25 protein-coding genes are annotated in these 24306 nt (G+C 48.8%); 6 read left to right on the plus strand and 19 right to left on the minus strand.

The window, feature by feature from the left end:
* Positions 1–123 precede the first annotated feature (123 nt).
* Entirely contained in the window at positions 124–390 is a 267-nt protein-coding gene (locus tag HRM2_RS24065) for a hypothetical protein (RefSeq protein ID WP_232364145.1), read from the minus strand.
* A 333-nt stretch (positions 391–723) separates the two neighbouring features.
* On the opposite strand from HRM2_RS24065, the gene HRM2_RS24070 reads away from it, so the two are divergent.
* Positions 724–1656: a hypothetical protein gene (locus HRM2_RS24070; protein ID WP_015906620.1), complete on the plus strand. Its 933-nt coding sequence runs from the start codon at positions 724–726 to the stop codon at positions 1654–1656.
* A gap of 104 nt (positions 1657–1760) precedes the next feature.
* Here HRM2_RS24070 and HRM2_RS24075 read toward each other — a convergent pair whose 3' ends face one another.
* From HRM2_RS24075 to HRM2_RS24160, 18 genes are all read right to left on the minus strand, one after another.
* The gene (locus tag HRM2_RS24075) at positions 1761–2798 is read right to left on the minus strand and encodes a galactose-1-phosphate uridylyltransferase (protein ID WP_015906621.1); all 1038 of its coding nucleotides are present in this window, start codon (positions 2796–2798) and stop codon (positions 1761–1763) included.
* Positions 2799–2844: 46 nt separating this feature from the next.
* Positions 2845–3777, minus strand: coding sequence for a DMT family transporter (locus HRM2_RS24080; RefSeq protein ID WP_015906622.1), 933 nt, complete (start codon positions 3775–3777; stop codon positions 2845–2847).
* 10 nt (positions 3778–3787) lie between these two features.
* Positions 3788–4822 carry an electron transfer flavoprotein subunit alpha/FixB family protein gene (locus HRM2_RS24085; protein ID WP_015906623.1) on the minus strand — a complete coding sequence of 345 codons (1035 nt, stop codon included), beginning with the start codon at positions 4820–4822 and terminating at the stop codon, positions 3788–3790.
* Positions 4819–5670, minus strand: a complete 852-nt coding sequence (locus HRM2_RS24090) for an electron transfer flavoprotein subunit beta/FixA family protein (protein ID WP_015906624.1) — start codon at positions 5668–5670, stop codon at positions 4819–4821. Before HRM2_RS24090 ends, HRM2_RS24085 begins: the two co-directional genes overlap by 4 nt.
* A gap of 11 nt (positions 5671–5681) precedes the next feature.
* The gene (locus HRM2_RS24095; RefSeq protein ID WP_015906625.1) at positions 5682–6812 is read right to left on the minus strand and encodes an acyl-CoA dehydrogenase family protein; all 1131 of its coding nucleotides are present in this window, start codon (positions 6810–6812) and stop codon (positions 5682–5684) included.
* A gap of 144 nt (positions 6813–6956) precedes the next feature.
* Entirely contained in the window at positions 6957–7673 is a 717-nt protein-coding gene (locus tag HRM2_RS24100) for a hypothetical protein (protein WP_015906626.1), read from the minus strand.
* Positions 7674–7774: 101 nt separating this feature from the next.
* Positions 7775–8482 (minus strand): ABC transporter ATP-binding protein, encoded by a 708-nt coding sequence (locus HRM2_RS24105; protein WP_187149310.1) that lies wholly within the window; start codon positions 8480–8482, stop codon positions 7775–7777.
* A complete protein-coding gene (locus HRM2_RS24110) occupies positions 8472–9236 on the minus strand; it encodes an ABC transporter ATP-binding protein (protein WP_015906628.1) in 765 nt (254 codons plus the stop codon). The genes HRM2_RS24105 and HRM2_RS24110 overlap by 11 nt, the downstream gene beginning before the upstream one ends.
* A 4-nt stretch (positions 9237–9240) precedes the next feature.
* Positions 9241–10113 (minus strand): branched-chain amino acid ABC transporter permease, encoded by an 873-nt coding sequence (locus HRM2_RS24115; RefSeq protein ID WP_015906629.1) that lies wholly within the window; start codon positions 10111–10113, stop codon positions 9241–9243.
* 2 nt (positions 10114–10115) lie between these two features.
* Complete coding sequence (locus HRM2_RS24120) at positions 10116–10991, minus strand: branched-chain amino acid ABC transporter permease (protein ID WP_015906630.1); 876 nt, start codon at positions 10989–10991, stop codon at positions 10116–10118.
* Positions 10992–11025: 34 nt separating this feature from the next.
* A complete protein-coding gene (locus HRM2_RS24125) occupies positions 11026–12141 on the minus strand; it encodes an ABC transporter substrate-binding protein (RefSeq protein WP_015906631.1) in 1116 nt (371 codons plus the stop codon).
* Between the two features lie 41 nt (positions 12142–12182).
* Complete coding sequence (locus tag HRM2_RS24130) at positions 12183–13313, minus strand: M20 family metallopeptidase (protein ID WP_015906632.1); 1131 nt, start codon at positions 13311–13313, stop codon at positions 12183–12185.
* A gap of 39 nt (positions 13314–13352) precedes the next feature.
* Entirely contained in the window at positions 13353–14936 is a 1584-nt protein-coding gene (locus tag HRM2_RS24135; protein WP_015906633.1) for an amidohydrolase, read from the minus strand.
* Between the two features lie 395 nt (positions 14937–15331).
* Positions 15332–16402: a hypothetical protein gene (locus tag HRM2_RS24140; protein ID WP_232364146.1), complete on the minus strand. Its 1071-nt coding sequence runs from the start codon at positions 16400–16402 to the stop codon at positions 15332–15334.
* Positions 16403–16829: 427 nt separating this feature from the next.
* A complete protein-coding gene (locus HRM2_RS24145) occupies positions 16830–17123 on the minus strand; it encodes a hypothetical protein (RefSeq protein WP_148214705.1) in 294 nt (97 codons plus the stop codon).
* A gap of 58 nt (positions 17124–17181) precedes the next feature.
* A complete protein-coding gene (locus HRM2_RS24150) occupies positions 17182–19098 on the minus strand; it encodes a S9 family peptidase (RefSeq protein WP_015906636.1) in 1917 nt (638 codons plus the stop codon).
* Between the two features lie 41 nt (positions 19099–19139).
* On the minus strand, positions 19140–19286 hold the full coding sequence (locus HRM2_RS27270) for a hypothetical protein (protein ID WP_232364147.1): 147 nt from the start codon (positions 19284–19286) through the stop codon (positions 19140–19142).
* A gap of 275 nt (positions 19287–19561) precedes the next feature.
* Complete coding sequence (locus HRM2_RS24160; RefSeq protein ID WP_015906639.1) at positions 19562–20104, minus strand: MFS transporter; 543 nt, start codon at positions 20102–20104, stop codon at positions 19562–19564.
* Positions 20105–20362: 258 nt separating this feature from the next.
* Here HRM2_RS24160 and HRM2_RS24165 point away from each other — a divergent pair, with 258 nt between their 5' ends.
* The 5 genes from HRM2_RS24165 (at position 20363) to HRM2_RS24185 (ending at position 24260) form a co-directional block, all read left to right on the plus strand.
* The gene (locus tag HRM2_RS24165) at positions 20363–20737 is read left to right on the plus strand and encodes a hypothetical protein (protein ID WP_015906640.1); all 375 of its coding nucleotides are present in this window, start codon (positions 20363–20365) and stop codon (positions 20735–20737) included.
* A gap of 289 nt (positions 20738–21026) precedes the next feature.
* Positions 21027–21383: a CHC2 zinc finger domain-containing protein gene (locus tag HRM2_RS24170; RefSeq protein WP_015906641.1), complete on the plus strand. Its 357-nt coding sequence runs from the start codon at positions 21027–21029 to the stop codon at positions 21381–21383.
* Between the two features lie 2 nt (positions 21384–21385).
* Positions 21386–21937: a hypothetical protein gene (locus HRM2_RS24175; RefSeq protein WP_015906642.1), complete on the plus strand. Its 552-nt coding sequence runs from the start codon at positions 21386–21388 to the stop codon at positions 21935–21937.
* A complete protein-coding gene (locus tag HRM2_RS24180; protein ID WP_015906643.1) occupies positions 21937–23601 on the plus strand; it encodes a hypothetical protein in 1665 nt (554 codons plus the stop codon). The genes HRM2_RS24175 and HRM2_RS24180 overlap by 1 nt, the downstream gene beginning before the upstream one ends.
* On the plus strand, positions 23598–24260 hold the full coding sequence (locus tag HRM2_RS24185; RefSeq protein ID WP_015906644.1) for an ATP-binding protein: 663 nt from the start codon (positions 23598–23600) through the stop codon (positions 24258–24260). Before HRM2_RS24180 ends, HRM2_RS24185 begins: the two co-directional genes overlap by 4 nt.
* Positions 24261–24306: the final 46 nt, after the last annotated feature.

The raw sequence follows: 24306 nt of genomic DNA on the forward strand, positions 1-24306 counted from the left end.
CATGATCCACGCCGTAAAAGAATACAGGACCTCTGATCATTTTGGAAATACTAAATAAATTTCCATTGATAAATCACGCAAAATTTATTTTACCCATTGCATTCAACTGCTGTGGCATTGGTATTACAAAGGTCTTTCCCCCTCTTCCCGCCAGTATTCTGCTGCCATGGCAGCAACATCTTCCAGCAGGGTAAAGGTGGCCATCTCCCCTGTTGCGATTTCAAAACCGGTGAAATCACTTCTGAACCATGGTGCGTAGCTCGACCTTGCCGTGAGGGAAACCTTCAGGTGAGGGTTATTTTTTTTATCTTCAGTGGATATCAGTGCAAGGTTATAGACATTGCGGTTAAAGCTTTCCAAAGAGACACGTTGTGCCTGAAAAATATCCACCACAACCGTAGAAAAAAACGCCTGCCAACCCTCCCCTTTTTTAATATTTGTTGCGTCAGTAAAACCGACATAGCAGTTACAAAAAACAACAAAATTGAAACTTATTCGATCAATAGATTCAAAACTGTAATTAATCAGAATGGGCCTTGTTTTATCATCAAGTAAAATAAACCTTAAAATCAGTATGTTATATTATTTCTGCATGTGTGGTGCATTCAATGCATTAACAGAGATTAAGTTTATCTTGCATACAACAACATTTAAACATTGGAGCAATATTATAACTGAAAAAGCAATTCCCTATTCCCTTAACCACTACCTGGGGTACAATTCATGAAAGAAGTAAAAACAGAGTACGGCGTTATTAAGGATTATTTAAATCTTGAGATGCATGATTCCAGCCTGCCAGCCTCGTTAATGATTACCGGCTACACTGAAATCAAAACACCTTACGGTATACTGGTTCCCCAATATGAAGTGGAAGACTTCGGCAGAATGGAACATAAATATGTCCTTTTTTATCCAAGCGGAACGCTGCGAAAAGTGCCGCTGCAGGAGAAACAGGATATTGATACCAACTATGGGAAAATTGCTGCGGAGATGCTGCTGTTTTACAAGGATGGCTCGCTGAAGAAGCTCTTCCCGCTCACGGGTAAACTGAGCGGTTTCTGGACGGAAGAAAATGAGTTTGCCCTTGCCGAGGACCTTACCCTGAAGCTTCCAACGGGTGAGATAACGGCCAAAATGATCAGCCTTGGCTTTCATAATTCGGGAAACATACGGAGCATTACGTTTTGGCCGGGTGAAATTATTTCAATCAATACAGCCTTCGGAAACATTGAAACCAGAACGGGAATTTCTTTTTACGATGACGGCGGGATAAAAAGTCTGGAACCGGCACTCCCGACCGCCGTCGAAACCTCCATCGGAACATTGCAGGCGTTTGACAATGATCCAGACGGCATCTCCGGCGACCTTAATTCCCTTTGCTTTGATCAGGAAGGACACGTTTCTGCGTTATGCACGACCTCCAGCCGGGTGATTGTAACAGTTGATTTTGAAACCCAGAAAACATATGAGCCGATGGAAAAAGAGAGCTTATGTTCTGAATCGGTCAAAGTTGCGGTACCGTTACAGATCCAATTCATCAGCGGCAAGGTGCGTTTCAATAAGAATCCGAATGACGAATATGACATTGCAACCTGCTCGTTTAAAGTCGAGAAATATATCACGGACCTGGCCATACCGACCTACGAATGCAGCTAATTTAAATCGTTTCCATCTGTCCGGCCCTTCCCCTGCCTGGGGCAGGGCCGGTGGGACATAAAGTAGTGATCAACCAGGAGACCATGTCTTCCAGAAAAAAAGCGTTACAACGTTGATTCCGCCCCTTCCTGCCAGTACTCTGCTGCCATGGCAGCAACATCTTCGGGCAGGATAAAGGTGGCCATCTCCCCTGTTGCGATTTCAAAACCGGTGAAATCACTTCTGACCCATGGCGCGTAACTCGACCTTGCCGTGAGGGAAACCTTCAGGTGGGGGTTATTTTCTTTGTCTTCGGTGGATATCAGCGCAAGGTTATAGGCATTGCGGTTAAGGCTTTTATAGTATTTCTGAACATTCACCACCCCTTTGGCAAGGTCCTGCCAGACCTGGGCGCTGTCGGGCATCAAAAGCGACGAACTGGCGGTTGATATTCCCCATATTTCATAAAAACCTGACGGGGCAAACGCAGCGATCCATTCCCATGACCCTGTGCTGCCAATATATCTCTGGCCCGTCTTTTTTTCTGCCGCCAGCAGGTCTGAGAACATACAACGACCATGGGCAAGAGTCCTTTGGTTGATCAACCTGTGATGATTTGACATCCCTTTGGATGCATGCACCTGGAGGTGGGGATGGACAAGGGACCCCCCGGCCCCGGGCAGGTGGTTCTGGGTGATGGACATGTAGATTGACGAAGGATCCACCTTCGCAACCCTGGACAAATAATCGGCACAATTGATAAAGCTGTCCTGGTAGACCTCCCATGGTGCACTGCCGATCTCAACATGGTGATTATTGTCAAAGATCGAAACAGCCGACCATTCCGTGTATGGAAAAAGATTGGGAAAAAGAATCGAACGATTATGGCACAGCCTTGGGGTCTCACTGATCCCCGACAGAAGCTGGGGGGTCATGGCTTCAAGGTTGCCCGGACAGAACGGGCATTTTTTTGTGTCCAGATCCTCCTGGGGCGGGGAAAAAAGCCTTTGCGTGCCCCTTTCTTTCTCAAGGGCCCGAAAGGGTACAATCCTGCATTGTTTCAGGGTAACAGGATCCGTCCGGATCTCCTGGACCCTTTTGACCTCATTCCCTGAAGCGTCTTTAAAGCATGCAATAAGTTCTGATCGCTCAAAACGAATCATGGCCACTTCCTCCGGTACCCCCCCCAGGGGTATGCTTTTTTTGTGCCTACTGCTCCTGAAAACCGATAAAAAGCATCAATCCAAGAAACACAAGAAAGATGCCGACAAGGGAAACCATGTCAGGCAGGGGGGCGTTCAGGATGACGATCTCCCCTGCCATGGCAAAGACCACCTCACTCGACTGGGTTGCATCAACAGCTGCAAGCTCACTTGACTTATTTGCCCAATGCCGGGCCATGAGAAAAAGGGATGTGGCAATGACTCCGGAAAAAACGGCCACCAACGCCGTGTTGACAATCTGTCCCAGGGAGGGCGCCTGTGGTGCGACAAGGGCGATAAGAATAAACCAGAACGGCACAGACCCCAGCGATAAAAGTAGTACTTTGCTAAAGGGGTTGTCCAGAAGCGGGTGGTCTATTTTTGGAAGATAGGCGTTGCCCGTTTTGACCTCCCATACCAGCTGATTTCCAATGGGATAACAAAACGCCGCAACAAGCACCGGAAGACCGCCCATGAACAGCACCTTAAAAGATGAGGATTCTGCATAGTTCAGATTAATGATCAATACGCCCAGAAATACAATGCCGGAGAAAAACCACACCTTTCGGGGAAACGATCTTCCAAAACAGGCAAGTACAATCAGGGTTGCGATGATGGTCAGTTGCCAGGTGGCAGCGATCACCCATCCGGGAGAGTGATCGGCTCCAAAGCAGAGTAACGCATAAAATCCGCCACATCCGATGGTCCCAGCCAGGGTCCAGAACTTCCAGTTGTCAAGGAAAAGCCGAAAAAGGCTCCTTGTTGTGGCGGTGCCTTTAAACAGGGAAATCAAGGTTGTCAGGATCAGAATCATGAAAAAATATCGAAGAGACGCGGACCAGACCCAGTGTCCGCCTTCCAGGCTCATGGCCCGGTTGAGAACAAAGGTGGCGCTGAAAAACAGGCCGGATAAAAGACCAATGAAAATTAAACGAAGCATATCTTAAAAATTAATCCCGGACTTTTTCCTTGATGGCCTTGATGATACCAAGGCAGACCTGGTTGGCATCGGCCACAATGGCCACATCCGCCATTTTCATCATGGCGGCATTGGGATTTTTATTGATGGCCACGATAAAATCAGCATCCCCCAGGGCTGCAGTATGCTGGATGGCGCCACTGATGCCAAAGGAAAAAAGGACCTTAGGCTTGATGTTCTTTCCTGCCTGGCCCACCATGGCTTCGTGGGCGATCCATTCGGCGTAGACCAGGGGCCTTGTGGCCCCAACCTCTGCCTTCATAAGTTCAGCCAGATCAAAGAGCTTTTTCAATTTTCCCTTGCTGCCCATACCCCGACCCGCGCAGATGACAATGTCTGCATCTTCAATTTTCTGCTTTTCAGAGGGCTTGAGTTCAGACGAGATCAGCCGGATCTTATCCTTTGGAAGATCCTTGGGCAACGGCTCTGAAATCACCTCGCCTGTTGCGTCGTAGTCGTGGGGCATCTCATGGAAGGTTCCGGGCCGGACCGTTGCCATCTGGGGACGTGCCTGGGGGGTGACGATCTTTGCGATTAAATTGCCGCCAAACGAAGGGGCAATCTGAACCAGCAATCCTCGTTCGTCAATTTCAAGGTCAATGCAGTCCGCAGTCAGGCCGGTCTTGAGCTTTTTGGCGATCCTGGGTGCCATCTCCTGGCCGAACCGGGTGGCACCCACCAGCAGTGTCGCTGGCCGGTGTTTGTCCACAAGGCGTGCCATGAGCCGGGAATAGGTTTCAAGGGAATAGGACCCAAGTTGCGGATCATCCATGGTATAGACTTTTTCGGCACCATGGGCGATATATTCTGCCACATACTCATCCACTTTGTGGCCAAACACAACCGCGCATACCCTGCCACCGGTTTTGGAGGCAAGGTCCCTTGCCCTTGCAAGGATCTGAAGGGTGACCCTGTTTTGAAAATAATTTCGATAATCGCCAAATACCCAGATATCCCTGGTCGTGTCCGCCATGTCAATTCTGTCCGTCGTGGTCGTGGTGTTCATTTTACCCCATCGTGGTCGTGTGTTTTAAGATCTTTGCCCATGGCACCGCCGATGATCTTGCCATACTCGTCAAAAAGCTGGTCCACCACCTGTTTGACGCTCCCCTTTAAAACCCGGGTCTCTTTCTGGGCGGCCGGAGAAAACACATCAATGATCCGTGTGGGTGAATCCTTTAATGCGTTAAATTTCCCATCAAACCCAAGCTGGGATGCATCCACGATGCTGATCGCCGGCAGGTTGACTCCCTGAGGTGCAAAGGCCTGTTCCACACCGGCGAGGGCAAGGTATCGGGGTTTGTATGCCGTAAGATCAACGGTGACAAGGCCCGGCAGATCCATCTCCAGGGTCTCAGAAAAATCGTCCACATGACGCTGAACTTCAATGGTTGTCGGTTTGACTGCCACATGGTTGACAAAGCCAATGGCCGGGATGTCGAGCTCTTCGGCAAGCTGGGGACCTACCTGACCCGTCTCGCTGTCGCTTGTCTGGGCACCGCAAATGATGAGGTCAAAGCCCCTGCACTCTTGTTGAATGGCTCGTGCCAGGATCAGGCTGGTCAAAAAGGTGTCCGCCCCGGCCATTTTACGGTCCGTCAGCAGAATCCCCTGGTCTGCCCCAAGGGCCCTGGCCTGGTGGAGAATTTCCTCGGCCATGGGAGGCCCCATGGTGATGGCCGTGATGCGGGCCGGCTGTTGTTCTTTGATCTGAATGGCGGCCTCAAGCCCCCTTCGGCTGGCCGGGTCCATCATTGCCTGGGCAAGTTCGCGCTTTAAGGTTCCAGTTCGTGAATCCCAGGGCAGCTGGGACACCATGGGGACCTGCTTGATACACACAATTATATTTAACATTTTTCTCCCCCTCAGCTGGGTTGGGACAGGATGGCTCTGGCGATCACCATCTTCTGAATTTCACTGGTTCCCTCATAGATTTCAGTCACCTTGGCGTCCCTGAAATACCGTTCCACATCATACTCCTTGCTGTAGCCATATCCGCCATGGATCTGAACGGCCAGGTCCGTCACCTCCTTTGCCGTGGCGCTGCAGTAGAGCTTTGCCATGGATGCTTCGGCAGAAAAAGACTTTTTGCTGTCCTTTGCAGCGGCAGCCCTGTAAAGGAGAAGCCTTGATGCGTCAATTTTCGTATTCATTTCAGCAAGATAATTCTGGATGGTCTGAAACTTTGACAATGGTTTGTTAAACTGCTGCCGTTCTTTGGCATAGGAGACCGCGCTTTCAAAGGCTGCCTGGGCAATACCAAGGGCCTGGGCCGCAATCCCGATCCGTCCGGTATCCAGGGCAGTGAGTCCGATTTTCATGCCCTGACCGGGTCTGCCGAGCAGATTGTTCTTCGGAATCAGGCAGTCTTCTAAAAAAATGGATGACACAGGATTTGCACGCATGCCGCAGAGGTCTTCGATCTCACCCACCATGAAGCCGGGCCGATCTTTTTCAACAACGAAAACATTGGCCTGGAGGGGTTTGTCCTCTTCCTGGGTCACGGCAAACACGAGCAAGGTGCCGCACACGCCGCCATTGGTGACAAAAATCTTGGTACCGTTGAGCAAAAAACCCTGGTCGGTCTCAACGGCGTGGGTTTCCACCCCGCCGGCATCGGATCCTGCATTGGCTTCGGTGAGGCAAAAGGCACCGATGCTCTCCCCCTGGGCCATGGCCGGTATAAACCGCTGCTTTTGTTCGTTTGTTCCAAAGGCCAGAATGGGATAGATGCCCACACTGTTGTGCACGGTGACGCAGAGCCCAATGGCGGCCGATACCCGGGAAAGCTCTTCAACGCAAATGGCATAGCTGATGGTATCAAGGCCTGCACCCCCGTACTCCCGGGGGGCCTGGAGTCCGAAATAATTCAGGGGCCTCATCTTTTCAACAATTTCCCAGGGAAACCTGGATTCCTTGTCCATCTGGGAAACATGGGGTTTGATTTCACTTTCGGCAAACTCCCGCACGGCTTTACGGACCAACTGGTGTTTCATACAAGGATTAAAATCCAAGGCAATGCTCCATCTGTTTCAGGCTGATTTTTTTCCAGGTTTCCCCGGGTTATAGTCGATGAGACGTATCATTTTGCCGTCATCGCCGTCAAGGGTTTATGGGCACGGCTTCCAACCATTCATTGTTTAAAACTGGAAAAGCCTGACCCCCATGAAAATAATGGCGGGAAACAAAATGGAATAAGCGATATCGGATCGATGGAGCTTTCTTGCCCCGGGAGATTGAAACAAAACAACTGGAAGAAAAAAAAGAACCATCAACGGCATTCCCGGTACGAACAGCATGGTTGAATGGGCCATGAACACACCAAAAAAAAGACCAAGTCCGGCAACCGGGATATTCAAAAATCTATCATTTATCTTAAATTTTTCGGCCCCTGTCGACAAAAGTACCAGAAACACCAGATCTGAAACGCCAAACAGGGGCATCAGATAGGGCGCCCCCCACACCGGGGTCTTGATGAGAAAATAGTCGACAATCGGGGGTGGCGTTGTCATCGGCCCGGTATAGTAACTTTCCAGTATGCCGGCTATCTTTTGTGTCGGCCCTGCCAAAACGCTTGCAAGATCGGTTGCTGCTGCAACCAGACATACGGGAACAAATTCTGCCGGTCGCATCAACCCGGTGGCAAGTGCGCGCCCCAGAATGCTTGCGGCCACAATCAAATTCAACGTACCCAGAATCCCTAGAATATTTGAATATGCGGCAAGATTTAAAGAATGATAACCAGCCCGGTCCAGGAAAAAAACAAACGCCCACACGGCAAGGCATGCACCCGCCAAAAAAGAACCGTTCCGTTTATCAAAGACCGGCATCAGGCGCAGAATAACAAGCATCACCATGAAGAATCCTGCGACGGAAACGGCCACCCATGTATTTTGTGAAAAAGCAAACAATCGATAAATCCCTTTAAAGATAGGGTCAGGTCTTAAAGAACAACAGGTCACCCACCCAGGTAAAGCCTTCTGACCTCATCACTCTGGAGCAGTTCTGCGCCCGTACCCGTAAGCCTGTTCCTGCCAAGTTCAAGCACATACCCCCGGTGGCTGACAGACAACCCTTTCCGGGCGTTCTGTTCCACCAGAAGCACTGAAGACCCGCCCTTTCCCATCTCTTTAATTTCATCAAAGATAAAGTCCACCACAAGGGGGGCAAGCCCAAGCGAAGGTTCATCCAGGAGCACAAGGTCCGGCTTTAACATGCGGGTCCGGCTCAGGGCCAGCACCTGACGTTCGCCCCCAGAAAGCGTTCTTCCAAAGGCGTTCTTTTTTTTATCGAGCATGGGATAATGCTGGAGGATCTCTTTTACAGCAGCATTGAGTGCCCGGGAGTCCTTCATAAGGGCACCTGCGATCTCAAGGTTTTCAATCACTGTAAGGTTGGGAAAGATATTCATGCCCTGGGGTATGAAGATAAGCCCTTTTCTGCCCCTCTGGGCAATGCTCAGGCAGGTCAGGTCCCGGCCCTTGAACGCCATGGTTCCCCTGGAGGGCTGAAGCTGGCCTGCCACAGTCCTCAGAACGGTTGATTTTCCTGCCCCGTTGGGACCAATGATGCAGACGATCTCCCCCTTATCAAGATTCAGGCAGATATCATGGAGAATGGGGGCCTTACCATAACCTGCGGTAATATTGTCAAGTTCAAGCAGCACTGTCATCCCTCCCGAGGTAGGCCTCAATCACCCTTTTGTTGCCCTGAACCTCCTGGGGTGATCCGGAAAAAATCAGGGACCCTGAATCCATGACATGGATTCTTTCGCACAGCTCAGCCACAAGGGGCATATTATGTTCAACAAGAAATATTTTTATGCCCCTGTCCCTGAGTGCTTTAAGGGTGGTAACAAGATCTCGAATAAGGGTCGGGTTTATTCCGGCGGTGGGTTCATCAAGTATAATCAACCGGGGATCAGCCATGAGTACCCGGCCAAGTTCAAGGAGCTTCTGCTGTCCATAACTCAGGTCTCCTGCCGGCAGATGGGCAAGATCCGAAAGCTTGAGCCGGTCCAGGATATCCATTGCCTTTTCCCGATTAAAGGCCTCCTCCTGCCTCACCTTTTTTGCCCTGAAAAAAAGTGCCAGGATATTCTCTCCTGCCTGGTTGGGGGCAGCAGAGATCAGATTATCCAGGGTGGAGAGAAAGGGAAGCACCCGTGTCTGCTGGAAGGTCCGTGAAAGACCCATCTGGCTGATGGCATGGGGGGGAAGGCCCGAGATCCTTTTTTCCATGAAGGATATGGTGCCTGAATCAAGGGTGTAAAACCCCGAAATCAGATGGAACAGGGTGGTTTTACCACTCCCGTTGGGACCGATCAGGCCGGAAATCCCCACATCGCCCAGGTCAAACGAGACATCATTAACGGCGATAAGGCCACCAAAACGCTTTGTAACATTATTTAATACCAGCAAATACCTATCTCCTGGATTCTGAAATCAGTCCCTGGGGACGCTTGAGCATCATGAAAATGAGAAGCGCACCATAGACCATTCCCTGTAAGGGAGCCACAAACCTTGAAAACTCAGATGGAATGGGCAGAAAACGTACAAACTCTCCAAAAAAAACAATGACAAATGCACCGACCAGGGGGCCGACATTGGTTCCCTTGCCCCCCACAACCACACAGAGCAGGACAAAAATGGTTTCGTTCAGGGTAAAGTCAGAGGGGCTGATATAGGTGATATAATGGGCCCATAGTACACCTGCAAATCCTGCCAGTACCGATCCCATCACCATGGCCTTTGTCTTGAGGATAAAAGTATTTTTTCCAAGGGCCTGTGCCACGAACTCATCTTCCCGGACCACCTTCAAAGCCCTGCCAAAGGGGGCATTGGAGATTCGGCGGACAAGGAAAAAGACCAGAACCGTCCCGATAACCGCCACAGCAAGAAACCAGATGAGCCCTTCGTGTCCTGACCCCATCCAGGCAGGCCTTGGAATGCCCGGCAACCCCATGGGACCCCGGGTGATGTCACGCTCGTTAAGGAGAAGCAGCTGGATCATCTCGGCAAAGACAAGGGTGGCAATGCCGAAATAATCCCCGGAAAGCCCAAGGGTGAACCTTGCCAGGATCGCCCCTGCCACACCAGATGCAACAAGGGCCAGGACAACGGCCAGGGGAATGGGCATACCGCCAAGGCTTAAAAGGGCAGAAGTATATGCGCCGATGGCAAAAAAGGCAATATGGCCGAAATTGTACAGGCCTGCAAACCCGAGTTCCAGGTTCAATGAGATGGCAAATATGGAATAGATCATGATAAGTATGAGAATATGATAGAGATAATCCATGGTCAGCGCACCCCTCCCCTTATCCCGAAAATCCCTGTGGGCCGGACGAGCAACAGGATGAAAATAAGGGCAAAGGAGATGAAATCCTTATACCCCGGAGAGATAACTGCCACGCTTAAATTCTCTGCAACCCCGATGAACATCCCTCCCAGCAATGCCCCCCATACATTTCCAGCCCCTCCGATGAGCACGGCGGCAAAGGCTTTGATCAGGCTTGCCATGCCCATCATGGGATCCATGTTGGTATCCATGGCAAGGAGAATGCCACCGGTAGCGGCAAACAGAGAGGCAAGCACCCACACGGTGATGGTCACCCGTGTCATGCTGATTCCCATGATGTCGGCAAGCTCCATATTGTCCGATGCCGCCCTCAAAGATTTTCCAAGAATGGTCCTGGTGAAAAGAAGATAAAGAATGGTCAGAAACACCACGGCAGCAGACACCATCATCACCTGGACCGGGGTAATGTAAATCCCCCCAAATGACATCCCCCTTGCAGCAGGCAGATTAAAGGTCTGAAAATCAGACCCCCAGATGAGGCGGATGGCATTGCGCATGAAATAGGAGAGCCCAATGGATGCAATTAAAAGGGCAACCGGGTTGCTCTGCCTCAAGGGTCTGTAGATAAACCAGTCCTGGGCAAGTCCCAGGAGCACCGTTATGCCAAGGGCTGGAACCGCTGCCAGATAGATGGGCAGGGAAAAAGGCGGCGATGAAAACATAAGCCCCAGGTACGCCCCCCAGGTGATGAGTTCGCCATGGGAAAAGTTAATAAACTTAAACACACCATAGACCATGGTGAGTCCCACGGCAAACATGGCATAGACGGAACCTGCAACGATGCCATTAACAACAAGCTGGAGGTAGTAGGCTGACATCAACACCCATCCCCGTTGATACGTTTCCGAGCAATCATTTTTCTACCTGATAATCAATGATGGCACCGTCCTTGACTGTCCAGCGGCCATAGGTTGCACCCACATCCCCATTTTCATCAAAGGACTTGTCACCGGTTGTACCCATATATCCCTGGCTGACCTTCAAGAGGGACTCCCGGACGGTATCGGCATCAACCGAACCTGCATCCCTAAGGGCCAGGGCCGTGAGTTTCACCATGTCATAGTTGTACTCACCAAAAATAGGGGTCTTCTTTCCGGAATATTTTTTCTCCCATGCGGTCTTAAATGCCTGGTATTCAGGGGACTCCTGGGAAAAAGTGGGATAGGTACCGATGATTCCCTCGGCGGTCTTACCTGCCAGGGCAACCAGTTTGGGAGATTTTGACGCCGATCCCATGAGCCACTGGGTATTGAGTCCGGTCTCGTAGGCCTGTTTTAAAATGGTGGCTCCTTCCTTGATATAGGTGAGATTTACAACCACCTTGGGATTATGACGTTTTATCCTCAGAATCTCACTTCGGTAGTCTGTTTTTCCCTCTGCATGGGCAAGTTCATCTATGATCTTCCCACCTGAGGCAAGAAACTGTCGCTTAAAAACCTCGGCAAGTCCCACCCCCCAGTCATTGTTCACATAGGTGAGTACCACCTCCTTGTAACCAAGGGAAGAGGCAAGCTCTGAAACCCCTGTTCCCTGGAGAAGGTCCGAGGGAAATACCCTGAAAACATAAGATCCGCATTTGGTAATTTCGGCGGCAGCACTTTCAGCACCAATGAGGATGGTTTTGTTTTTCTGGGCAATGGGGCAGATGGCAAGAAAATTTGAGCTTGCAGCCGGACCAAATACAAGGGTGAGCTTATCAATTGTGATGAGTTTTCTAATGGCGGAAACAGATCCCTTGGAGGTGGAATTATTATCCTCAAACACAATTTCAAGGGTGTCGCCATTTATACCCCCGGAAGCATTTATCTCTTCCGCGGCAAGGAGCATGGCCTGTTGAAACCCTTCGCCATACACTGCAAGTTTTCCTGTCAGCGGTGTCACCGCCCCCACGGATACCGTTCCTGCAAAAACGGCCCCGGCCCAGAAAACAGACAGAGCACAAATAAAACCAGCTGTAAATTTTCCCATTTTTTTCTCCTTTAATATTGATTACTCAACTTTCGGAACACTCATATGCCGCACCATGCAGCACAAATCTTAAGATAGGCATCAACAGCCTGGTTCAGACGAAAAACAGAGCAGAACTCATCGGTTCGATGGGCCATGTCAGCCTGCCCGGGTCCCATGATGATGGCAGGAATTCCCCCAAACCCCGGTACCAGCATACCTGCATCGGTAAAATAGGTTGCAGCCGCGGCATCGGGCCTTTTGCCAAGAATGGGAGTGAGAAGATCGAAGACCTCTTTTATCCAGGCATTGGAAGGATCGGTCCAGATGCCCTCAACCCCTAACCTGATATCAAGATCCGCCAGATCTTTCACCTCTTCTTTGAGGCGGCTGAACAGCGTGGAAATGGCAAGACCGGGAATGGGCCTGATATCAATGGAGAAATGGGCTCGATCCGGAACAGAATTTATATTCATCCCTCCTTTTACCGTGCCGATGTTAAGGGTGGGTGCCCCCATATACAGATGATCAGAGATTTTAAAATCAAATTGAGCCAGCCTGAGCATGGCCCTTGCCGCCTTGAGGATGGCATTCTCCCCCATTTGGGGCATTGAGCCGTGGGCGCTTTTGCCCCTTGAAACAGCATCTAACCAAAAGGCCCCCTTGTGCCCCAGAAAGGGCATATTATCCGTTGGTTCTCCAACGATCAAAGCCCCTGCTTTACCAAGGAGTTCCGGTCTTTTTGACAACCAGGCAGAACCGTTGCAGCCGGTCTCTTCTCCCGTTACAAAAATAAGGGAAATTCCGCAGGAATGCCTGATCCTTTCAGCAAGTTCAACGGCGGCAACCACCATGGCTGCAACACCACCCTTCATATCACTTGACCCCCTGCCAAAAAGCTTACCGTCCTTTACCTCACCAGACAGGGGATTCAGAGTCCATGGTTCATGTCCAAGGGGAACCGTATCCAGATGGCCGGCAAGACAGATAGGGCTTTTTGTGTCCCCATTTCCAAGGTGGGCAACAAGCTCCAACCTGCCCGGGGAGGATTCATGGTAGTCCACCCTGAAACCTGCTTTCTCAAGTATAGCACCGAGATAAAGGGCGCATTCCGCCTCATTCCCCGGCGGATTAACCGTATTAAAACCAACCAGTTTTTGTGTAAGCGCCACCACATCCAGTTTGTATGCCATTTTTATCCCCTTTGTTTATTGTACCCCATTGAAAAAACACTATAAACCTAAAAATACGATTTCGCCATCCACAATGGTCATTTCAACGGCAATGTCTTTGATTTTGTCCGCCGCAACAGACCGGGGATCCCGGCTTAATATGGTCAGGTCCGCCCGTTTTCCCGGCTGGATACTGCCGAAAAGCGCCTCCTTGCCACTGGCCCAGCCGGCATGTTCGAAATATCCCTTTAAGGCCGTTTCCACGGACAGGCATTGTTCCGAATGCCAACTCTGGCCGTCGGGCTCGTTAAAGCTTTTCCGGGTAACCGCCGTCTGGATGGCTGCCATGGGATTAATGGGCTCAATGGGCGCATCAGAAGAAAAAATCAGGCGCAGGCCTTGGTCCGCCATGGTCTTCCATGCATAGGCCCGCCCGCATCGATGGTCGCCCCAGATCCGTTCGGCTACATCCCGGTCGGTCTGGATAGCCATGGGCTGAACACTGGCGGCAATGTCCATCTGGCCCATGCGTACCAGATCTTCAAGGCAGCAGAGCTGAATGTGTTCGATACGATCCCGTTTCGGACCGGGATACTTTTTACGGGCTTCTTCAATGGCATTGAGGGTTTCTGTCACGGCTCGGTCTCCAATGGCATGGACAATAACACTTCGGCCCATGCTGTAGGAATGTTCGATGTCCTGCTGCATCTGGTCGGGGGTAAGGCAGGCAATGCCGCGGTCGCCGTTTGTGTCCAAATAGGGGCCATGGAGGCAGGCTGACCGGGCTCCCAGTGATCCATCGGCAAACAGCTTGGTATGACCGTGCCACAGCAGGTCTGACTGGGGGGTGGTTGTCTTTTCCCATTTGTCAAATAATTCCAGATCTTCGGGCGGCAGGGAATGATAGACCCTCAACTTCAATTTTCCTGATCGTTCAATTTCTTTGATGATCTTGTATTCTTCCAGGGTTTCAAAACTGTGGACACAGGTGATCCCGTTTTGGAAAAACAATGTCTGGCATTTTAAGAAGGCCTGTTTTTTCATTTCAGGGCTTGGTTCGGGCAAAAGGTATTCCACCAGCTGCCTTGTTTCCCGGATAATGCCCGATGGTATCTGGGTCCCGGGTTCCCTCTCAATTTTACCCCCCTGGGGTTCCGGGGTATCCGCTGTAACACCTGCAAGCTCAAGGGCGCGGGAATTCACCCAGCTTGCATGGCCGCAGATACGGATCATCACGGCAGGGTTGTTCGGGGTAACCCGGTCCAGATCCTGGCGATTGGGTTCCTGGCCGTTGTCCCAGATGTTCTGATTCCAGTTTCTGCCGATGATCCACTGTCCTGGAGATGCCTTATCAGCTGAACGGGCAATGGCTTCCTGGCAGGCAGCTAAAGAGGTCAGGCCCCTTAAATCCACCATGGACAAACGACGTCCCATTGACCAGACATGGGTATGGGCATCGGTAAACCCCGGTGCAACAAATTTACCTGCCAGATCTATCTGTTGGGTACCCCGGGTACACTTTTTTTTAATTTCCGAGTTGGTACCCACGGCAACAATGGTATTTTTTTCTATTAGTACGGCTTCTGCTGCTGGCAGTTCATCAACAGCCGTATATATCCGGCCTGAAAATAACGCGATTGACACGTTGACCTCCATCACATTTCATCGGGTTAGGACCATGGAAAAATTAAAACACGCCAATAGAATGCAGGCTTTTTGCCTGGTTTTATTGTTTCCATGGCCCTTAATGATGATTCTAATTTTTGAGTACGGAATGGGAATCCAGATAGTCCCGCAGTCCGCCCCCAAGAAGATTTTATCCGAGGAGACCATGAGGTCGGCGTCCAGGACCGGGTCAAAGGCCGGTGAGCTGGTCGGTTAAAATGAGGTGGCCGGGTATGCTTTGCCTTTCAGCAGCTTTTTGATGATCAGATTTGAATTGATTGGCTGGATTGACAGGGTGTAATCATCAATTTTTTTCAGGCCGGAAATTGAATTGGATTTTCCGGCCTGAACGTCTTGTGCACCCCTATAGGCTGTTACATTCCCGGATTACACTTCATCATATCCATCATATTCTGTGCTTTTTCAATACATGGCATCATCTGTTCCATGCTTTGAATCCCTTCTTTTAATTCCGAAAGAACCTGTTCTTTCGTATTTTCATTCCACACAAGAGGATCTTCATCATCGCTAAACTCATCATCATCTAATCCAAGCTGCCTGGTGAGCTGGGAAAATTCTTTTTCACAGCGGTCCGCATCCGCCTGGGAAGATGCTTTGCTCAAGCAGGTTTCCATCTGTTTCATCCCTTGCAGCATTTTAGGCATCTGTTCTTTTTGCCGCTGCAATTGGCTGTTATCTTGATCTAAATTACCCATTGCCTGCATCATCATAGCGGTTTGTTCCGCTCCAGTCATGTTGGGATTGGCATTCATCTGTGCCTGCATCTCCCCCATCATGGCACCAAATTCATTCATCTCTTCACCCTGTTGCAATGCCTGCCCCTCGGACAGATAATCGGGGGAGACTTCTATCTTGTAATCAGGTAGTTTAAATTTACTGTCGGGAACGGATTTGTTAAACGTTGCTTTAACAGCGACCATGCCACTTTTCATTCCCATCATCTCAGATTCAATCCGTAAAGGAACCTGCCCCTTATAAAGCCATTGTTTACCCCCCATAAGGCTCCACACTTCACAGGAGTAGCCCAGGACCTTTTCAGTCCCTATTTTTTTGCCACCCATTTTTTGCAGCTGCGCTTCACTGTCCACACTCATATTTTTACCCGAAGCAAGATATTGACTGGCAATGGGGTCGGTTCCCTTGTTAATTTTTTCTCTTTCAAAATCAACCGTATACACAGTGACATGATCGATTTTTTTCATGGTATGGGCTTTGTCTTCCTTACTCACCATTCCCGACACGGTGGTTGTGGTTGTTTGCTCTTCCATGGTGACATCACCGTAATTCTTAAAATAGAGTGTGCCATACCCGCGGGTTTCTGAAATCATACCCATAACATTACCACCACCGGTCACCTCGTACTCAATCATCCCAGATGCCAGGGAATAGCGTTTTACTGTCTCAGCCTGGGTCATTGTTGTCATCAAAAGCAGCGCAAAAAGCAGTGTCAGAAATTTTACAGTTCGTGTCATAGAGAAGTCCTGTTCTTTTTATCGGTTTTTAGGCCCATGATCATATAAACAGCCATACAACGTTGCAAACATGTTGCAACAAAAAAGTACCATAAACAAAGAAATAAATTTAGTCAAGACAGCGCTCCATCCCCAAATCCACCGTCCTTTACCCTAAGGATCGCAAATTTTATAACTTGACCGAAATTGCTCGCCTTTTGGTCCATCTACCGCGTTGCATCAAAGGCCCAATAGGCCTGCTATTGAACCTTTAATCCGCCTTGTATATGAACCACCAGATTTTATAGATTGGTCGGCGCTATTTCTGGTCAACTTATTTCATTTGCGGTCCTAAAAAACACACCCAGTAAACGGTCCCTGTTTATATCGCTCAGGTCCTTTATCCATCGAAGTGGGCAGGGTCTGTCAGGATAATCCCATCAAGTTTTTTCATCACCTTGCTGACACCGGTGGCTTTTTCACAGTGAGATCCGATTTTGGGATTGCAGTCGAGAAGAACTTTCATTACTTTATCAGCAACGTCAAAACATCCTGCATCCTCAAGCCTTGATAGCAGGTCACACATCAGCTTGCTGAAAGCCTCACATTGTGCGTAATCAGAGGTTGCCCGTTGGTGAAGGGTGCAAGCCCTGTGCAGATCTTTTTTAATATCATCAGAAATTATTTCTGTCATGGAACCAAAACCAATCACATTTTATTCATAAGGGATGGAAATTGAGGGAACGGAAATTTTACCCTGCAATCTTCTCCACCCTGCCCTGGAGATGCCTGCCCAAAAATTGTTCCATGGCCCGGTAGAAATCAAACCGGTTTTCCTCATTATGAAATCCATGGCCTTCATCTTCCTTGAGCATATAGTGAACCTCAATATTGTGTTTTTTTAAAGCGTTGACAATCTGATCGGCTTCGGCTTTCTTAACTCTGGGGTCATTTGCCCCCTGGGCCACCAACAGGGGCGCCTTGATTTTATCTGCATGAAATACCGGGGATATCGCTTCTAAAAGCGCGCGGTCTTTTACCGGATCACCAATCATTTCATAAAATTTCTGCCTGCCCGGCTCCCAGTAAGGCGGCAGGGTTGAAAGCAGGGTAAAAATATTGGAAACGCCCACATAATCAACGCCACAGGCATAGAGCTCCGGGGTAAATGCCATTCCCGCAAGGGTTGCGTAACCACCGTAGGAACCGCCATAGATGCCGATCCTGGCCGGATCGGCAATCCCCTGGTCTATCAGCCAGGCCACACCGTCAGAGATGTCGTCCTGCATCTCTTTTCCCCATTTTTTAAAGCCAGCCTGCCAGAAAGCCTTACCATAGCCGGTCGAGCCCCTGAAATTCATCTGCAGCACGGCATATCCACGGTTAGCCAGAAACTGAGTTTCGGCATTAAAGCCCCAGTAATCCCTTGCCCAGGGGCCACCATGGGGATTCACAACCACCGGAAGATTCTGTGCTCCCCCCTTGGGAAGGGTCAGGTAGCCATGGATGGTCAGCCCATCACGGGATTCATAGGAGATCGGTTTCTGATCGCACATTGTTTTTTCATCCAGCCATGGACTCACATCCGCTATCTTTATGAATTTTTTGGTGATTAAATCATAAAAATAGTAGGCCCCCAAAGATTTGTCACTGTAAGTTCTCACCAGTATTCTGGTTTCATCCCGGCTGCTGCTGGCAATATTGACTTCATAGCCGGGAAGGCGTTTTTCCAGGTCTGCCTGGAGCGCCCCTCTTTGGTCATCAAAAAAATGATAATGGCGTTTGTCCGTCACATAGGCCACCCCGGTAATTTTATGGCGCTTTTTGCTTCTCAAAAGATGAGAAACATCGACATCTGGGTGTTCATAGATCAATTCCAACGCTTTATTGTCAGCAATATCATATTTGTAAACAGCGGTTTTGTCCCGGCCAAGGTTGGATGCCATATAGACAAACCGGTTGTCATAGGTGAAAAACAAAGGGGACAGTTTCTCTTTAAAATTTGTTGTAACAATGGTTTTAAACGGCTCTTTTTCTGTTTCCCTGTACAGCAAAGATTGGTTAACACCATCTGTGGCCATTGCTATTCTGAGCCGGCCATCATTGTCCGTGAGCCATCCCTGGATGTTTCCCGGATTTTCGGCAATCATCTCCATCCTTCCGGTATCAATGTTGATGCGGTATACATCAAACACACGGGGGTCTCTCCTGTTCATGCCGATGAGCATCTCATCTTTGATTTCTTCCAGGTCGTCAACAATATTGACCCGGACATCTTCAAAGGGGGTCAACTCCTTTAGGTTGCTTCCATCAATGTCCACGGCAAACAGGTGAAAATTTTCATTGCCGCCCCTGTCCTGTAGAAAGGCAATACGATTGTTGTTGGCCCAGAAAAAGCCGGCAACATCCCTTGCCGTTGACCGGGTTACCCTTTTCTCTCCGATTTGTCCTATTTTTTTGATGAACACATTCATCCGGTTTTCCCAGGGTTTCATGAATGCCAGGGAAGTGCCGTCCGGAGAAAGCTGGAACCCGGTCTGTTCCGGATTTTTAAAAAACGATTTCATTGGAATCAGTGCTGTTTCACCCCGCAGACAACCGCAGCCAGATAGCAAACCAAGGGTTAACAAGCCGATGAAAATGATATTTATTTTTTGTCGAATACCCATTTTTTTCCCCGAAATTTTATGCAATTTCAAATTCTTATCTTTCAAGCCATAAGCCTGGGCCTATCGCCTTCTTTTTCATTACCAGGATTTGCCGGGTCGTGGATCTGGGACCGGGCCATTGAAATAGGCTTCCGGTCGAGAAAGTCCACGACACAAACCTGTACCATGAAAAGGGCCATTAACTCCATGATCAGACGAGGTTTAAAAGCCACCTGAACAATACCCGATTTCCTTTGAAAAAGGCAAGCTCCCTGTCCCCCCAAATCCACCGCCTATTTTTTGATACCCCTCCAAAGGGTATCCGAAAGATTCTTCTTGGGGGATTCATCCTGAAGGTGGGGACTTATTATAAAAACGGTCAACCGACCCTAGCTGAGACCGGTTACCATGATTATGTAATTGTCGAAAACCGATGCTGGGCCGAAGGCCTTGAATTCGCAATATATAAATAAAAAAAGGACGTCTAATCCTGCTCGGATGGGTTGGGGGAAATCAATTTTGCCAATAGTGCCAGGACCGCAGCTGTGCCGATCCCAAAAGCCAGAGTTAAAAAGATGTTGGCAGTGCCTGGACCAAAAATGAGTACGGAGACCCCACCGGTAAGCAGAGGACTTGCAAACTGGCCGGCAAACAGAAAACTGGTGACCACCGAAGTGCCAGCCGTGCCTGAAGATGTTGCAGTTTTTCGGGTTACGCCATTCATGATAGACGGCACCAGAATACCAAAAGCAATGCCATTTAAAATGAGAAAACAAAACAGCAAAACAATGGAAGGATAGGCTGATAGGCCGTAAAAAGAGATGGCAAATCCACTTAAGCTTAATGTCGGAAGCCATTGGCCGATACGTTTATTCAGACGACCAAAGGCAAGACCGGTTAAAAACGAGGAAGCTGTCATAACGGCCATGGCAAATCCTGCCATCCGGGAGTCTCCAAGGCCATTTTCCTGGAGGTACAGGGCAATGTTTACTGGAATGGTGTAAAAGGCCGTCATGAGCAAAAACATCCCGATTCCCCAAAGGGCATAGAAGCCAAGATTGCCAGCGGCCTTTCCCGGCTGCTAAGATTCAAAAAGTGTAACGCTTACCCCGCCGATCAATGACGAAAAAATGTAACTCGCTATCACGCTACCCCGCCGCTATACCCCGCCAATAAAATTAATTCGTCATACCCCGCTTACCCCGCTGATATCCCGCCGTCGATTCACAACAGAATAAAATTTTGTCATTCTATTCTATCAGACTTAAATCTTGGAGAAGATAGAATGGCAAAAAATTCCCGTGGAAAACGCCCTTGTTCTATTTGCCGAAAATGGTTTCAGCCGGATGTGAGACAAAAGGGACGGCAGAAAACTTGCAGCCCAGCCTGCCGAAAAGAACTCCATCGGAGGCAATGTGAAAATTTAAACAGGAAAAACAAAGCCGATTATAAAAACAACTACCTGACCAAAAAACTTGAAAAGGCTGAGATTGAGTTCACATCTAATTCAGCAAGTGCGGTAATTTCATTACAAAGACAGACAAAGCCTGTTCTGCCGATGGATGTCATTGTGGCAGAGTATGGGATAAAGCCTGCCGTCATTATTCAATATCTGGCCAGCCAGATCATCACCCACGGTAGAATCTATAAATCCCCATAAATATTAATAAAAATCTGATAAAATGCCGTGAAATCCTGATTTTGACAAAGCCGACTAATCACTGGGGCATTTCAAGAGACATGGTTGAGATAAACCCTTGGAATATAAATAAAACTCGACAGACTAATCCGTTATTGATTTTAAGAGGCATCATAAGCGTAACCTATTGAGAATTAAAGGAGATTTCGTCAGACTAATACCGTTGACTGTTTAAGAGACAACAGACAGCAATCCGTACCTGGGATATAAGAGAAGGTATCTGAAAATTCAAAATAAGTGAGGTGCCACCATGACGAAGAGATTCTCATCCCGTGAATTATTTAAACTGCGAAACAACATTCCTGTGGATATACTGATCAGGGATCATTTACAGATCCCGTCGAAAATCAGGGACGGCTTTTTTCGTTTTTTATGCCCCTTGTGTAACGAATTTCAAACCGCAGTAAATCCGGCCACCAACCTGGCCAGGTGCTTCCGGTGTGAAAAAAATTTCAACACCATCGATCTTGTCATGGTGGTCAGAAAATATGGATTCCGGGACAGTGTCTTGTACCTGCAAGAACTGCCTGTGCCTCCCCATATTCCGGCAGGGGCTTTGGCCGGGATTGTCGCCGGTATCGGCCGCCCTATCCCAGGGGGACGGTAACAATGGATCGATTAATTGAATTGGAGACACTCATTGCCCGCAACCAGGAGCGTTTTTGCCAAATTGGCCGGGCATTGAAAGCAATAAGAGATGGACGTCTGTACAGGCAGGCCCTGTTCGATACGTTTGAGGCGTATGCCAGGACAAGGTGGGATATGGGCAGATCCCAGGCATACCGCCTGATTAAATCCTATGAAGTCATCCACAATTTGTCGCCAATTGGGGACAGGATGCCTGCCAATGAATCCCAAGTCCGCCCCCTGGCTCAACTGGCGCCTGATGAGCAACGCAAGACCTGGAAGGATTTCATAAACAGCGGTGTTGAGTCGAGCGCACTGAACATCAGAAGATTCATTGATTCCCGGAAACCCCAACCACAAAGCAAACCGGATCTGACTGAACGGATTACAGACGAATACCTGGCCGCAGTAAATGCCATGCTGGAACAGGTTCGGGTAGCCCAGCATGATCATTGGCAGAAAACTTCCAGGCAGGCGGCTTTGTTGTGGAACCGGGTTATGCGGGAAAAGATCCTGTCAAAGGGGGACGGATAATGGACAACCTGAGCATTGATGACCGCTTTCATTTGCTGCTTCACAGAAAAATCATGAACAAAACCGGATCTGCCAAAAGAAGGAGCAAAAAATACTACAAGGACCAGTATAAGAAAACGGGCATCATCCCCGCTCCCCTCTTACTGGTTGAAAAAGGGATCATGGAGGGCAGAAAATGCAGCGGACGTCCCCGTTCCATCGACGAACAAACCAGAAAACGATTTATCGAAATGGTCAAGACCTCCAGTGACCCATCATCCCAGGAATTTATTTTTATCACCCGGAAGGCCAGGACCATTAAAAATTACCACTACTGGCTTGAGAAAGAGCTGGGCAAATCCATCAGCCTTCCGGCGCTCAGGCGATGTGCCAAGAGGGAAAATCTCAAATTCTATCTGGAAAAAGAGGATTATCAAGATGAGCCCCGGCCACCCAAGGCCTTTAATCCGGAACCGGTATTTTGTCTGATCCAGATGGACGGATGCCGGTTCCGATATTTAAAAATCAGAAATGAAAACAACAACTGGCAAACACCCCAGGTTATAGAGATCTTTGATACCGGCTCCCGGCATATGTTTGTTTTGGATGCTTATTTTACCGAAAGCAGCCTGAATTCTGTGGATCTTTTTACCCAGTTTTTATTAAGCACACCGTTTCCCCAACAAAAAGTTCGATTCAGACCTGACCAGGCAAAAGGTTTTTTAAATCTCAAGAGAGCCGTAAATGCCCTGAATCTGAAGCATTCTACACCCGGCGGATTTTATATGGCATCGGATTTTGCAAGGCCGCATGCTCCCAAAGACAAGGCCCATCTTGAGTCGTCCCACCGGAGCCTGCATAACTTTGAGATAAAAATTATCAAGGCGTTTGAAGACAGGATCTGCGACACAGTTGCCGGCACTATTTTTAATCGCGGGAAAAAAGAGAAGATCACGGTGACCCTCCTTGATATCACCCTCAAGGAGTTGAAAGAGGGCCCTTTGATCGAGGAGTATCGCAACGAACATAACAACAACAAACATTATTTTAGCGAGAAAGCTGAAATCCGTGAATGGATTCCGGCTCAAAAGTTAGATGCTTTTTTAGTGATCCAGGCTGATCCCCTGACCTTTACCCCGGATCAAGTACAGGAATATGTGAAATACGGCTTCAGAAAAATCAAAGCCACGGTGTCAAAAAAAAGAACCATTCGGCACAAAAATCGGGATTACCATGTGACCTGTGGTGCGGAGATATTCAGCAGGCATAAAAGTACACCGGTACAGATTTCCATATACAGGGACAAGCTTTTCATTTTTGAGCAGGGGGAGGATGGCATACTGCTGGGGGAAGCCCTTGCCCGACAGCCTTTTGAGAAACCGGCCGAGTTTTCGGAAAAAGTGCAGCCTGATGAGCTCGACAGAATCATCACTCTTTTGGAAGAACACAACATAGCCGTTTGCCGGTCCACCTTGATTGAGGTTTATCACAAGGGCCTCACCCTCGCCCGGGCCAAACAGGTTTTTCATCATAATCAATCACGCTATGCGGTATACACCAAAAGAATGAGGCAGCCGGAGACAGAAAAAGGGACGGCATTGTTCCGTGCATTCATTCTGGATTGTGAAAGATCGATGGGTTCGAATCACATCGTCACTTATGCAACCAACGGGGATTTAACATGAAAGAAGATTTTATCAGTGATAAGCGCCGGATATCTTATCTGAGCGCCACCTATAACCGGATTTACCGGGGAAAAAGTGTGCTCATTGAGGGTGATTTCGGGGCAGGGAAAACCCGGTTTTTACAATTGCTGCGGCCTAAAAAGCTTCATGCTGTATGGGTGGAGTCCTTGTTCAACATACACGAAATCCTGGCTGCCATATTAAAAGAATTGAATTATGATACCACCGCCACCTATCGCAGGACCCCACAATACCTGAAAATGATTCGCAACCTGTCCAACTGCTTTATTATCATTGATGAAGCCAGCGATCTGGACACCCGGGTCTGGCCATATCTCAAACGAATCATTGATGCAGGCGTACCCATGGTCTTTGCCGGACAGCCAAATGTCAGAACCTATTTGAGCCGCAACCACCCAGACATACTCAGCCGACTGAAAACCCTCATGTTGTATCCCATAGTAGTGGAAGATTTTATTGAAAATTGCAAAGATATCCAGCAAGAAGCCGTGGAGCAAATTTATATGGCCGTCAAAGGCGACATGAGAAAGTTTGAAGAAATCTGTACAGACTGCCGAGACAGGGCAAAAGAACTGGGTTATAAATTTGTCGACGTCAATCTTGCCCTGGAATTTATCTCGGACCTGCCTCCTCAATAATTTTTAAACACAACCTGTCTGATTAAAAACAGGTCATCTCTTCGAT

This window comes from Desulforapulum autotrophicum HRM2, assembly GCF_000020365.1.
GTDB lineage: Bacteria > Desulfobacterota > Desulfobacteria > Desulfobacterales > Desulfobacteraceae > Desulforapulum > Desulforapulum autotrophicum.

Excerpts from the sequence above, each read along its gene's own strand:
- HRM2_RS24070 (WP_015906620.1), top strand. The coding sequence starts at position 724 with ATGAAAGAAGTAAAAACAGAGTACGGCGTTATTAAGGATTATTTAAAT.
- HRM2_RS24075 (WP_015906621.1), bottom strand. The coding sequence starts at position 2,798 with ATGATTCGTTTTGAGCGATCAGAACTTATTGCATGCTTTAAAGACGCT.
- HRM2_RS24080 (WP_015906622.1), bottom strand. The coding sequence starts at position 3,777 with ATGCTTCGTTTAATTTTCATTGGTCTTTTATCCGGCCTGTTTTTCAGC.
- HRM2_RS24085 (WP_015906623.1), bottom strand. The coding sequence starts at position 4,822 with ATGAACACCACGACCACGACGGACAGAATTGACATGGCGGACACGACC.
- HRM2_RS24090 (WP_015906624.1), bottom strand. The coding sequence starts at position 5,670 with ATGTTAAATATAATTGTGTGTATCAAGCAGGTCCCCATGGTGTCCCAG.
- HRM2_RS24095 (WP_015906625.1), bottom strand. The coding sequence starts at position 6,812 with ATGAAACACCAGTTGGTCCGTAAAGCCGTGCGGGAGTTTGCCGAAAGT.
- HRM2_RS24100 (WP_015906626.1), bottom strand. The coding sequence starts at position 7,673 with ATGGTGATGCTTGTTATTCTGCGCCTGATGCCGGTCTTTGATAAACGG.
- HRM2_RS24115 (WP_015906629.1), bottom strand. The coding sequence starts at position 10,113 with ATGGATTATCTCTATCATATTCTCATACTTATCATGATCTATTCCATA.
- HRM2_RS24120 (WP_015906630.1), bottom strand. The coding sequence starts at position 10,991 with ATGTCAGCCTACTACCTCCAGCTTGTTGTTAATGGCATCGTTGCAGGT.
- HRM2_RS24125 (WP_015906631.1), bottom strand. The coding sequence starts at position 12,141 with ATGGGAAAATTTACAGCTGGTTTTATTTGTGCTCTGTCTGTTTTCTGG.
- HRM2_RS24130 (WP_015906632.1), bottom strand. The coding sequence starts at position 13,313 with ATGGCATACAAACTGGATGTGGTGGCGCTTACACAAAAACTGGTTGGT.
- HRM2_RS24140 (WP_232364146.1), bottom strand. The coding sequence starts at position 16,402 with ATGACAACAATGACCCAGGCTGAGACAGTAAAACGCTATTCCCTGGCA.
- HRM2_RS24145 (WP_148214705.1), bottom strand. The coding sequence starts at position 17,123 with ATGACAGAAATAATTTCTGATGATATTAAAAAAGATCTGCACAGGGCT.
- HRM2_RS24150 (WP_015906636.1), bottom strand. The coding sequence starts at position 19,098 with ATGGGTATTCGACAAAAAATAAATATCATTTTCATCGGCTTGTTAACC.
- HRM2_RS27270 (WP_232364147.1), bottom strand. The coding sequence starts at position 19,286 with ATGGAGTTAATGGCCCTTTTCATGGTACAGGTTTGTGTCGTGGACTTT.
- HRM2_RS24160 (WP_015906639.1), bottom strand. The coding sequence starts at position 20,104 with ATGTTTTTGCTCATGACGGCCTTTTACACCATTCCAGTAAACATTGCC.
- HRM2_RS24165 (WP_015906640.1), top strand. The coding sequence starts at position 20,363 with ATGGCAAAAAATTCCCGTGGAAAACGCCCTTGTTCTATTTGCCGAAAA.
- HRM2_RS24170 (WP_015906641.1), top strand. The coding sequence starts at position 21,027 with ATGACGAAGAGATTCTCATCCCGTGAATTATTTAAACTGCGAAACAAC.
- HRM2_RS24175 (WP_015906642.1), top strand. The coding sequence starts at position 21,386 with ATGGATCGATTAATTGAATTGGAGACACTCATTGCCCGCAACCAGGAG.
- HRM2_RS24180 (WP_015906643.1), top strand. The coding sequence starts at position 21,937 with ATGGACAACCTGAGCATTGATGACCGCTTTCATTTGCTGCTTCACAGA.
- HRM2_RS24185 (WP_015906644.1), top strand. The coding sequence starts at position 23,598 with ATGAAAGAAGATTTTATCAGTGATAAGCGCCGGATATCTTATCTGAGC.